Source organism: Acidaminococcus sp. CAG:542 (assembly GCF_000437815.1).
Classification (GTDB): Bacteria; Bacillota; Negativicutes; order Acidaminococcales; family Acidaminococcaceae; genus Acidaminococcus.
Genome location: NZ_FR902026.1, coordinates 1 through 12212, shown reverse-complemented (window position 1 = coordinate 12212; position 12212 = coordinate 1). Strand labels below are relative to the sequence as shown.

7 protein-coding genes and 1 pseudogene are annotated in these 12212 nt (G+C 61.2%); all 8 read right to left on the bottom strand.

Translation table 11 applies throughout. The features are described from left to right. Positions 1-537, bottom strand: a pseudogene (locus QVO43_RS01470) (hypothetical protein); the annotation flags it as partial. Positions 538-546: 9 nt separating this feature from the next. Continuing rightward, positions 547-1947 (bottom strand): NADPH-dependent glutamate synthase, encoded by a 1401-nt coding sequence (gene gltA, locus QVO43_RS01465; protein ID WP_288174301.1) that lies wholly within the window; start codon positions 1945-1947, stop codon positions 547-549. Beyond that, positions 1932-2774 carry a sulfide/dihydroorotate dehydrogenase-like FAD/NAD-binding protein gene (locus QVO43_RS01460; RefSeq protein ID WP_022486842.1) on the bottom strand — a complete coding sequence of 281 codons (843 nt, stop codon included), beginning with the start codon at positions 2772-2774 and terminating at the stop codon, positions 1932-1934. Before QVO43_RS01460 ends, gltA begins: the two co-directional genes overlap by 16 nt. Before the next feature lie 92 nt (positions 2775-2866). Next, positions 2867-4150: an amidohydrolase gene (locus QVO43_RS01455; RefSeq protein WP_022486841.1), complete on the bottom strand. Its 1284-nt coding sequence runs from the start codon at positions 4148-4150 to the stop codon at positions 2867-2869. 8 nt (positions 4151-4158) lie between these two features. After that, positions 4159-4986 carry an S-methyl-5'-thioadenosine phosphorylase gene (gene mtnP / locus QVO43_RS01450; RefSeq protein ID WP_022486840.1) on the bottom strand — a complete coding sequence of 276 codons (828 nt, stop codon included), beginning with the start codon at positions 4984-4986 and terminating at the stop codon, positions 4159-4161. Positions 4987-5001: 15 nt separating this feature from the next. Further along, positions 5002-5664 (bottom strand): HAD-IA family hydrolase, encoded by a 663-nt coding sequence (locus QVO43_RS01445; RefSeq protein WP_022486839.1) that lies wholly within the window; start codon positions 5662-5664, stop codon positions 5002-5004. 66 nt (positions 5665-5730) lie between these two features. Then, complete coding sequence (locus QVO43_RS01440; RefSeq protein ID WP_022486838.1) at positions 5731-9051, bottom strand: UvrD-helicase domain-containing protein; 3321 nt, start codon at positions 9049-9051, stop codon at positions 5731-5733. 4 nt (positions 9052-9055) lie between these two features. Next, the gene (locus tag QVO43_RS01435) at positions 9056-12067 is read right to left on the bottom strand and encodes a PD-(D/E)XK nuclease family protein (RefSeq protein WP_022486837.1); all 3012 of its coding nucleotides are present in this window, start codon (positions 12065-12067) and stop codon (positions 9056-9058) included. Positions 12068-12212: the final 145 nt, after the last annotated feature.

The following is a 12212-nucleotide window of genomic DNA, read 5'->3' as shown; positions in this document are numbered from 1 at the left end:
CGGCTGGTAGGCCCGGCCGATCAGAAAGGGCCGGTGGGTCCGCAGCTTGTCTTCCGGCACCGCCACATAGGTATAGCTGTCCAGATCCTTCTTCTTGTCCTTTTTGGGTTCCGGTTCTCCGGAAGTGCTCCGATACTTTCGGAGCTTTTCTCCCAGGATCCCGTCCAGGGCCGGCTGGCTGCCGAAATTCCGGGAGCTGCCGTCATCCTGGATGGTGTCGTTTTCCTGGTCCTGGATCTTCCCCAGGAACTTCTTGAAATCTTTCTTCTGCTCCGTGGAGTACTGCTTCATGGGGACGGACACAAAACTGGGCAGGGTGTACAGATCCGCACTGACCAGGAAATCCTTCCCCACGGTGAAGCGGATCCCCGTGGAGGTATGGTAAATCTCTTTGCTGCCGGGAGGCACCGTCAGGGTATAGCCTCCGCTGGCAGGTTTGTAGGTGTTTTTGGGTGCTGCCGCTCCGGCCTCCCCGGCCTGGAACAGACCCAGGCACAGGAGAGCCGCAGCCATCCCCCATCGTTTCAGTTTATTCATGCTCTGCAGTTACTTCCCTAATTTTTCTTTCAAATAGGCATCCATTTCCAGGGCGGCCTTCTTGCCGGCCCCCATGGCGGAAATAACGGTGGCTGCCCCGGTGACGATGTCCCCGCCGGCAAAGACTCCCGGGATGGAGGTTTCTTCCTTTTCATCCACGGTAATGAGCCCCTTCCGGTTGGTCACCAGATCCGGGGTGGTGTGTTTCAGCAGGGGGTTGGGTCCCTGGCCGATGGCCATCACCACCATGTCCACATCGAACACATGGTTGGAGCCGGGGATCTCCACCGGGCTCCGGCGGCCGGAGGCATCCGGTTCGCCCAACTGGGTCCGGACACATTCCATGCCGGTGACCCAGCCATCTTCGTTCCCCAGGATCTTCACCGGGTTGTTCAGCATGTGGAGTTCGATGCCTTCCGCCTTGGCGTGCTGGATTTCTTCCTTCCGGGCGGGCATTTCCGCTTCGCTCCGGCGGTAGACCACGTAGACGTTTTCCGCCCCCAGCCGTTTGGCGGTCCGGGCGGCATCCATGGCCACGTTGCCGGCCCCCACCACGGCCACGTTCTTCCCTACATACACAGGAGTGGCCATTTTCGGGAACTTCCAGGCCCCCATCAGGTTCACCCGGGTAAGGAATTCATTGGCGGCGTACACCCCGTTGAGGGCTTCCCCAGGGATCCGCATAAAGTGAGGCAGCCCGGCGCCGGTACCCACGTACACAGCCTGGAACCCTTCTTCCCCCAGAAGTTCGTGGAGAGTAAAGGTGCGGCCGATCACTACATCGGTCATGATCTTCACACCCAATACCTTCAGCTGTTCGATTTCGTGCTGGACGATGGCTTTGGGGAGACGGAATTCAGGGATACCGTACATGAGCACCCCGCCTACCTTGTGGAGGGCTTCGAACAAGGTCACGTCATAGCCCATTTTGGCCAGATCCCCGGCTGCGGTCAGGCAGGAAGGACCTCCGCCCACTACAGCCACTTTGATGCCGTTCTTGGGAGCCAGGCCCTCCTTCACCATGTCCGTACCCTTTTCCCGGGCCCGGTCCGCCACAAACCGTTCCAGACGGCCGATGGCCACCGGTTCTCCCTTGATGCCCAGGATGCAGTGTTTTTCGCACTGGTTTTCCTGGGGACACACCCGGCCGCACACGGCAGGCAGGGAGTTCTTGTTCTTCAGGATGTGGATGGCGCCGTCAAAATCCTTTTCCGTCAGGGCATGGATGAACTGGGGAATGTCCACGTTCACCGGGCACCCCTTCACGCACTGGGGATTCTTGCAGTTCAGGCAGCGCTGGGCTTCATCCACCGCCGTGTCTTCCGGATAGCCCAGGGCCACTTCCTCGAAATTATGGTTCCGTACATCAGCCGGCTGTTCCGGCATGGGATTTCTCATTCCTCCACGCATCTGCAATGCCCCCCGCAACTGTATTCTACTGCTTCCTGGTCCTTGTACATCTTGGAACGCTGCATCAGGTTCTTGAAGTCCACCTGATGGGCATCGAATTCCGGCCCGTCACAGCAGGTGAACTTGCTTTCATTGCCCACCTGCACCCGGCAGCCGCCGCACATGCCGGTGCCGTCCACCATAAGGCAGCTGAGGCTGGCAGTGGTCTTCACGTTGTAAGGCCGGGTGACCTTGGCCACGTTCATCATCATGATGATGGGGCCGATGGCCACCACCAGATCCGGATGGTTCCCTGCTTCCAGCATTTTCCGGAGGGGATCGGTAACAAAGCCCTTGATGCCTTCGGACCCGTCGTCGGTGGTGATGATCACTTCATCGCTGATCTTTTCCATCCGGTCCCGCCACAGGATCAGGTCTTTGTGACGGCCCCCGATGATGGTGATCACCTTGTTGCCCAGTTCGTGATAGGCCCGGGCGATGGGATGGACCGGCGCCACGCCGATGCCCCCGCAGACCATGACCACGGTACCGAATTTGCCCATTTCAGAAGGCTGGCCCAGAGGTCCCAGGATGTGCTGGATATCGTCTCCCTGGGCGAAATCTTCACACAGGTGCCGGGTGGTGTTCCCCACCGCCTGGACCATCAGGGTGATGGAGCCTTTTTCCCGGTCGAAATCGCCGATGGTCAGAGGGATCCGTTCGCTGGTTTCATCCACCAGTACCATGACGAACTGTCCCGGTTTGCATTTGTGCGCAATGAGAGGCGCATCCACTTCAAATTCCCAGACTGCAGGTGCCAGCTGCAGTTTTTTCAAGATCTTTGCCACACCAAACACTCCTTTATTGTCGTTTTTCATTCATCGTCAGCCGTTCATCGTCCGTCAGGACGGTGGTGGGGTCCGGCCAGCGGCCCCGTTCTTCACTCTGCACTGGCTGTCATTTCCTTCAGACACTGTCCCACTTCCGCGGTGACTTTCTCCAGGTCGATGGTGGTCAGTTCTCCTTTGCGCAGCAGGATGTTTCCGTCCACCAGCACCGTGTCCACGTCCGCGGAGGACCCGGCATACACCAGAAGGGACGTGCGGTCGTGCCGGGGGTACCAGGCCGGGGAGGCCATGTTGTAGAGCACCACATCCGCCTTCTGGCCCACTTCCAGTTTCCCCAGGTTTTTCAGGCCCACAGCTTCCGCCCCCATCCAGGTGCCCATGGCAAGGGCCTGGGAAGCCGGTACCGCCTTGGGATCCCCGGACTGGGTCTTGGCCAGCATGGCCGCCAGCCGGACTTCTTCCAGCATGTCCAGATTGTTGTTGCTGCTGGCCCCGTCGGTGCCCAGACCTACGGTGATGCCCTTTTCCAGCATCCGGGCCACAGGAGCGATGCCGCTGGCCAGTTTCAGGTTGCTCTGGGGGTTGTGGGCCACCCGGACCTGGTGCCGGGCCATAATGTCCATATCCTCCTCATCCACATGGACACAGTGGGCCGCCAGGGTCCCTCCGTCGAACATCCCCAGTTCTTCCATCAGGGCAATGGGGCTCTTGCCGTACTGTTTCCGGCAGTCCGCCACTTCCCCGGCGGTTTCCGAAAGATGCATGTGGATCTCCGCTCCCAGTTCCCGGGCCCGGGCGATGACGGATTTCAGATAATCCGGGCTGCAGGTGTACGGGGCATGAGGACCGAACATCACGGTGATCCGTCCGTTCTGGGCCCCGTTCCAGGTCTTGTACAGCTGCGTGTTCTCCTCCAGACGGGCGGCCCCGTCTGCCACGCTGCTGCCGGTGAGACCCCGGGACAGTACTGCCCGGATGCCGCTGTCCGCTGCAGCCTTGGCAGTTTCTTCCATAAAGAAATACATGTCGGCGAAACAGGTGGTGCCGGTGCGGATCATTTCCGCGATCCCCAACAGGCTCCCCCAGTACACCGCCCGGCCGTCCAGTCTGGCTTCCAGGGGCCAGATCCGGTTCTGGAGCCAGTCCATCAGGGCCATGTCGTCGGCATAGCTGCGGAACAGGGTCATGGCCACATGGGTATGGGCGTTCACCCACCCGGGCACCGCCAGGTGATTCCGTCCGTCGATCACTTCCCGGCCTGCCACCGGTTCTGTGCCCACATACCCGATGGTGCTGCCGTTGATCCCGATGTTGAACAGGGTCCCGTCCCCGGGATCTGTCAGTTCCACATTCTGCAATACGATATCATATACCATGTCCAGCGTCATTCCTCCTTTTTGTCCCCGCCGAAAGCCTCCAGCCGGAAGCCCCCGTATTCCTGCAGGGCCTGGGCGCAATGGCAGCTGTGGGTCAGAGGCCCGTCATCCTGCACATAGGCTTCGATCACGGACAGGATCTGCTTTCCCAGCTTCTCCATGGCTTCCGTCACTTCTTCGTGGGACAGGGCCCGGGCCGCCAGCCCGGAACCCATATTGGTGACCACGGAACAGTTGGCGTAGCAGATTTCCGCTTCCCGGGCCAGTACCGCTTCCGGCATGTTGGTCATCCCGGCCACGTCCCCGCCCATGGCTCCATACATCCGCACTTCCGCCGCCGTTTCGTACCGGGGCCCTTCCGTCACCACATAGGTCCCCTGTTTGCTGTGCCGGAGCCCCAGTTTCACCAGGCAGCGGATCAGCCGTTCCCGGAGAGCCGGGCAGTAGGGCTGGGCGAAATCCACATGGGCCACCTGGCCGTTCTCCCCGTTGAAGAAGGTGTTCACCCGGCTTTTGGTAAAGTCCAGGATCTGGGTGGTGGCCACAAAAGTCCCCGGAGGCAGTCCCCGGTTCAGGGACCCCACCGCCGTAAAGGACAGGATCTCCGTGACTCCCAGCTTCTTCAGGGCGAAAATGTTGGCCCGGTAGTTGATCTTGTGGGGCGGGACACTGTGGTCCAGGCCGTGCCGGGCCAGGAAATAGATCTCATGGCCGGCGGCGGTCCCCTTCAGGCAGTGAGCCTGGCCGAAGGGCGTATCCACCGTTAAGGCGGTGAGCCGGCCGAAGGAGGACGCATCCTCCACCCCGGTGCCGCCGATGATGCCGATTTTCCGCAATTGGAATCACCTCGCTCAGTTTGATGGTTCAACAAAGGAAAGCAGGTCTCCCAGGGACCGGATCACATAATCCGGCTGAATGAACCGGTCGAAGAATTCCTGCCGGAATGAGGTCCAGCCCACCTTCACCGTCTGGCAGCCGGCTTTGTGGCCGCTGACCAGGTCATAGGGGCTGTCTCCCACACAGAGGCAGTCCTCTCCGGCAAGGCCCAGCAGTTCCAGGCCCTTTTCCATAGGTTCCGGGTCCGGCTTGTGGGCGCTGCATTCCTGGCACCCGATGATGCCGTCGATGCAGTCTTCCAGCCCCAGACACCGGAGCCCCCTAAGGCAGCTGGCTTTGAACTTGCTGGTGACAATGGCCATGGGGACCCCGGCCCGGCGCAGGGCAGCAAGCCCCTCCTTCACTCCGGGAAAGGGCTGGATCATGGCGTCGTGCCAGGCGGTGTTGTACTGGCGGTAATAAGCCACCATCCGGTCCATCTCTTCCGGATCGGTGCAGCCGGTGATCCCGGCCAGGCCGTCCCGGAGAGGCAGGCCGAAGGTGTTGATGATGGTCTGGTCATCCACCTGATTTGCTGGGACGAAATGGTCCAGGGTCTGGTGGAAGGTGGCCAGGATCAGGGGCGTGGTGTTGGCCAGCGTCCCGTCAAAGTCAAATAAAATTCCCCGTGCAGCCACAGAAAGCCTCCTTCGAACATACTACAACGGTCATTTTACCATGAATCGACAGAAAATTAAAGGATTTTAAAGGGGGCAGAAGTACCGGTACGGGCACCACTGGCACCCCTCTTTCCTGGCGGGGAACTGTTCTTCTTTGTCCCAGGTCAGCAGATTTTCCAGAAGGGTCTTCAGCTTTTCTTCTTCCCTGGCCCGGTCCTTCAGTTCCCAGCTGCTGCAGTCCTTCAGGAAATGGAGCCTGGCCCAGGCCACTTTCTGTCCCGGGTACAGGGTTTCCGCCGCCAGGGCGTAGATGGTCAGCTGCCGGGTGTACCCCTGCTTTTCTTCCCCGTCCGCCGGAGGATGGCCGGTTTTGTAGTCCACGATCCCCAGCTGTCCCTCCGGCAGGGTCACCAGCCGGTCGATGCTCCCCTGGAAGGTCACTTTCCCCGCTTCCAGGGGGAACAGTTCCAGTTCGAAATCCCGTTCCGCCTGGGCGGGCAGGCCGGCGATTTCCTGGAACAGGGGGCTGGCGCAGTATTTTTCCACCATTTTCCGCCCTTCCCGGAGGAACACCTGCTTTTCTTCCTCCGTCCGGTCCAGCAGGACCAGAGCTTCTTCCAGGGCCTCCTTTTCCGGTTCTTCCTGGAGCAGTTCCAGCACCCGGTGCACATAGGTCCCCAGGTCGATGGCGGAAATCCGGCTGGTGCCGATGCCCACCGTATCCGGGTCGATACCGGGCATGTGCTGGAAATAATGGTAATAGAAGCTCCGGGGACAGTTGTCGTATTCCAGCAGGGCGCTGGCGGACAGTTCCAGGTTCCGGGGCACGGTCACCGGACGGATCCGGTCATAGACTGCCGGATCCAGGACGAAGGTTTCCCCTTCCCCGGCCTGCTGGGTTTCCTCTGCCTCCAGGATTTCCGCCACATCCAGCATCTCCCAGTCCATCTGGTCCCCGTGAGGACCGCCAGGAGCGAACACCCGCTGGAGGGACTGACCCCATTTTTCCTTGTCCGGATCCGGAGCCTTGCTGTTTTCTTTGGTTTCGTCCACATTCACCAGATACAGGTATTTTTCCGCCCGGGTCATGGCCACGTACAGCTGCCGGTGCTTTTCGGCCCGTTCCAGCCGGTGTTTTTCCCCTTTCAGCCGGGTGTATACGGACGTTTCCGCCAGGTTCCCGTCCCCCGGATCCACCCTGACCCCGAATCCCTGGCCGGGGAGGAACTGGATCCCCAGATGGTCCGAAGGATCCTTTTTGGACAGATCCGGCAGGAACACCGCCGGGAATTCCAGCCCCTTGGACTTGTGGATGGTCATGATCTTCACTGCCTCCGGATCTTCCTCCTGGTTGGCGGCGCTTTCCCGGGCGGACAGCTGGCGCATAAGATCCAGCCGGTCCAGGAAATCCCGGGCCGTGAACCCTTCTTCCATGGCCGCCTTCACCCCCAGGGCCCGGAGCTTCCGGAAGTTGGCCAGTTTTTCCCGTCCGCCCCGCTGGGCCAGCAGGGTGGGTTCCACGGCAAAGGCTTCCTGGAAGCCGTCCATCAGCTCCGGCAGGGACTGGAACAGAGCAGTCCGGTGCAGGGTCTCCAGCTTCCGGGACAGGGTCACGAAGGGTTCTTCCAGGCTCTGTTCCAGGCTTTCCCACAGGCTCAGTTCCGGCCAGGGCTTCAGGAGATCCGTCATCTGCCGGTCGCTGATCCCGCAGAAGGGGGACCGGAGGAACCCGGCCAGGGCCCAGTCCTTCCGGGTGTTCAGCAGGAAGGTGAGCAGGTTGATCCAGTCCACCACTTCCTGCCGGTCATAGAACCCCTTCCCGTCACTGACCTGGGATTTGATCCCCAGGGCGGTAAGGGCTTCCTCATACTGCCGGGACAGATGGATGGCGGGCAGCAGGATGGCCATCTGGCCGTAGGGGAGCCCGGTATCCTCCTGGAGCTGCCGGATGGCCTGGGCCACATACCGGCCTTCCGCCTGCTGGCATTCCTCCAGGGTGCAGTCCCCCTTCTTCAGCACCGCAAAAACAGGATTCCGGGACGAGGGCTGATGGGGATGGAGGGGCTGGGCGGTCACATCGGACTGGCTGTCGGTGCCCAGAAGGTCGTCGAACAGGGTGTTGCAGGCCCCGATGATTTCCGGAGCCGACCGGAAGTTGTCGTCCATGACAATGTTGTTCCCGCCGGTCTTTCCGATGGCGTCCCGGACCTGACGGAACACGCTTACATCCGCCCCCCGGAACCGGTAGATGGACTGCTTGGCGTCCCCCACCACAAACAGGTTCCGGCCCTGGAGGCTCTGGCTGCTGCCTCCGCTGAGGAGATACACCAGTTTCTTCTGTTCTTCGTTGGTGTCCTGGAATTCGTCCACCATCACATACTTGAACCGGCTCTTGTACCGGAGCAGTACATTGGGCCGTTTTTCCAGAAGGTCCACCGCCTTGGCGGACAGGTACCCGAAACTGTACATTTCTTTGGCTTCCGCCGTATCCAGCAGGGTCTGGCGGAACCGGCCAAGGACGGTTTCCCAGTTCCGGGCCTGCTCCGCCCCCAGCGCATCCAGGGACAGCACCTGGAGCCGGTCCAGGGCGGCTTTGGCCTCCTTTACCAGGTCTTTCACCTTTCCGGCGGCGGAAACGGGTTTTAAGGCAGCAGCGGCCCTGTCATAGCACCCCTCAGCGATCCACTGGTGGATCTCTTCCCGCTGGCCGGCCAGGACTTCCAGCTTTTCCCGGCCTTTGGGGCCTGCCTGGTCCCGGGCTTCCAGCAGGGTATCCAGGGCCCCTTCTGCAGCGATCTTCCCCTCTTCTTCCCCTGCCAGGCTGGCTTCATAGGGGGCGGCCAGCCCTCCCGGCAGCGCCAGGATGGCCGGGAGATCATCGATGAGGGCGGTCAGGATCCCCGCCAGACGGTCCGCCGGGTACAGGTCCAACAGGGCCGCCACATCCCCGGCCTGCTGCTGGATTTCCTTCTGGATAAAGGCCTGGGCGGTTTCTTCCCGGAAGGCCCGGATCTGGTATTCTTCCCTGACGGCGAAATCGGGATCCAGGCCGGCTTCCACCGGATTCTCCCGGAGTACCTGGGAACAGAAGCTGTCGATGGTGGTAATGGGGGCCCGGTCCGCCAGCTGGAGCTGTTCCTGCCAGTAGGCCTTTTCTTCCGGATCCAGGGTCTCCGTCAGCCGTTCCAGGATCCCTTTCCGCACCCGTTCCTGCATTTCCCGGGCGGCTTTCCGGGTGAAGGTGATGGCCAGGATTTCCTGGGCAGTGGCCTTCCGTTCCTGGAGGATCTTCAAAAACCGTTCCACCAGCACCCGGGTCTTCCCGGACCCGGCCCCGGCGGACACGGACACGTTCCGGTCCAGGGTGGAGATGGCTTCCTGCTGCTGTGGGGTAAAACTGGCCATGGTATCACTCCTCTTCCTTTTCGATCTCAGTTCTGTGGGGGTTCTCCCCGATCCGGCACAGGTCCCGGGCCGGGCACCAGGCCGGGCATTTTCCTGCAGGCCGGGCAGGGAAACGGCCCTTTCTCATATCCCCCACCGCCTGGTCCACCGCCTTTTGGGCGGCTTCCAGAGCCTGTTTCATTTCCGGGGGACGGGCTTTGGCCATCCAGGGGAAGGCGGTCTTTGCAGCCTTGTCCCAGGCGCCACCCTTCCGGTCCCCGCTGCGCAGGTGCACATAGCCGGCCCCCAGGATCTGCTCTTTGGGCACTTTTCCCAGAGTTTCCAGGGCTTCCAGGTACAGGGGCAGCTGCACCGCCTTTCCCTGGAGGATGTCCTGGCCGGAAGGGGGTGTGCCGGTTTTGTAATCCAGCAGGGTCCAGTTCTTTCCATTGGTATCGATCCGGTCGATCTGGCCGGAGAAATACACCTTTTCCCCGTCGATGGTTTTCACCAGATCCGGCCAGGGGCTGTGCTCCCGTCCAAAGCTCCATTCCACCCGGCCGGGCTTCAGGCCCAGCAGGTCGGCGGCTTCATATTCCATTTCCTTCCGGAGCCAGGCCTTCAGCCATTTCCCGTACCGGTCCCGGAGATGATCCAGAAGAGGACTGTCAGGGATCTTCCCTTCCAGGCAGAGCTTGTGGAACATGTCCCGATAAACCCCATCCAGTTCCTGTTCCAGGGCTTTTCGGTCCAGTCCGGCCAGGCCCTTTCCCAGATGTTTCCCCAGAAAAGCCGCCAGGGTCCGGTGGATCAGGTCCCCCACCACATCCGGCGCAGGGAAGGCACCCTGTTCCACCCAGGGTTCCAGCTTCCACACCTGGCTCACCAGGGCGGCAAAAGGACACTGGAGATATCCCTCCAGGCTGGAGGCGGACAGATGGAGGGGCCGCTTCACCACCCCGGGCACCGTACCGTTCCAGGGGCTGTCCGTCTCTTCCCACCGGCGCTGTTCCGTCCGGGACCGTTCCAAAAAGTCCGGTCCGGCGGCTTCCAGCAGGAAGGCCTTCTCCCGGGGGGCCAGATGGGGCTGTTCCCCCAGGAAATCCACCAGTTGGGCAGCACTGGCACACCGGTCCGGGGTGTTTTCATAGACCGTCACTGGCAGGGCCTCTGTCCCGAAGAAATGGTCCAGTTCAGTGATGTAGGGACTGGGGCCCCCTTCCTCATCCCGGTACCAGCTGAGGTGGAGTTCCCGGCCGGCCAGGGCCACGGCGGACCCGAAAAAGTACCGGTCCGTATCCAGGGCCCGGGCGGTCAGGCTCAGTTCCAGGCCCAGGGCATTCAGTTCTCCCCGTTCCTGGTCGCTGTAGAGCCAGCTTTCCCGTTTCACCGCCGGGAACAGCCCTTCCCGGACACCCAGGATGTACACATAGGGGAAGGATACCCCCTGGATTTCCCCGGCTTCCAGCACCGGCACCCCCTGAGGTTCCCCGGGGGTCAGGGGCAGTTTTCCCTGGTCCAGGGAATCTTTCCAGAATTTCTGCACCAGGTCCAGACTGATTTCTTCATCTGCTTTTCCCAGCTGTTCCCAGGTCTTCACCAGGCTGTCCAAAGTCTTCCGGACGAAATCCTCCGTTTTGGCCAGCACCTTCACCTGGGCCAGGTCCACCTTCCCCTCCTGGTGGAGTTTTCCCCAGGCCAGGGCCAGCTGCCATCCATCCAGTTTTTCCGTAAGGGCGTCCCGCCATTCTTTCGGGGTATGGGAGGTCTGGAGGAAGTCCGTCAGGGTCCAGAAATCCGTATCTACCAGTTCCTTCCGTTGGATATGGGACAGGAGGCTGCCGGCGGTAGGGAAATATTCCTGGGTGTACAGCAGGTCCAGTTTTTCCCGGTCCGTCCGGTACAGCACTTCCATCAGAGGACACCGGAACAGGGCCTGCCATTGGGCCAGGTCCCACTTTTCTTTGGCCGCTGCCAGCAGCTTGGTGAAGAAATCCGTGAGAGGCTGGCTTTTCAGGTCCGCCGCCTGGGGCAGCCGGCAGGGAATCCCGTATTCAGCAAAGGACCGGACCAGACCCTGGTAATCCGCCAGTTTCCGGACCAGCACCAGGATTTCCTCCGGCTTCACTCCCTGCTGGAGCCGTTCTTTAATGGACGTAAGGGCCAGACGGATTTCCTGTTCCTGGCTCACCCCTTCCCCCAGGTGGATGTGGGGCGCCCCGGTATCCGTCCGGGCTCCCGGCTTCCAGTCCCGGGTCAGGGCGGTCAGGTCTTCCAGCTTTTCTGTCACCGGTTCTTCCTGGACCGGAAGGAATCCGTCCCCCAGCAAATCCCCGTAGATCTTTTCCGTCACCTGGCTCAGTTCCGGCCGTTTGGGATCATAAAACAGGCCCACTTCCACTTCGCAGCAGTGTCCCAGGGCCCGGAGCAGCCGGAGCTGGACCGGGGTGAACTGGTAGAATTCGCTGAAGAAGCATTTTTCCCAGGGCACGGTGCCTCCCTGTTCCAGCACCTCCGCCGCCCGGGCGTATTCCTGGGACAGGTCTTCCAGGCGCCGCTCCCGGACTTTGCTGCTGTACACCAGATACAGCTTGGCCAGGTCCATGTCTTTGTTCCGGAGCGCTCCCTCCCGGTTCCAGTTCAGCAGCACCTGCTGGTAAGTGGCCGGGTCCAGATCATCCCGGGAAAATTCGTCGAACAGGGTCAGCAGGCTGTCCCGGAACCCGTCCTTCCCCACCAGGGAGGAAAAGTAGGACAGCTGCCCCCTGAGATAGTCCAGGGTGTCTTCCAGGATCTTTTTCTGGGCAGGCCGGGTGATCCGGGTGAATTCCGTTTCCGCCCGGTTCCACCGGAGGATTTCCCGGGGCAGGGCATCCAGGATGGCAGCCCGGACCGCCCCGGTTTCCCGGACCTTCTGGAAGAAGTACCGGTTGGGCACCAGGAACAGAGCCGCCCCGTAAGGCAGCTCCCGGGCCGCGGCTATGAACCGGTCCCCCATAGATTCCCCCAGCTGGAGGCAGTGAAGGATGTTGGACATGATTGGCTCCTTTCGGTAAAAGGGGCTGTTGCAAAAGCAACAGCCTCCTTTTCAGGTCTCGGGCCACTGGATAGAACCTGTCCTTTGACCAGGTTCTTTTTATTGTGTATCACTGTGTATAACCGTAGGGGGCGCAGGCCCGGCG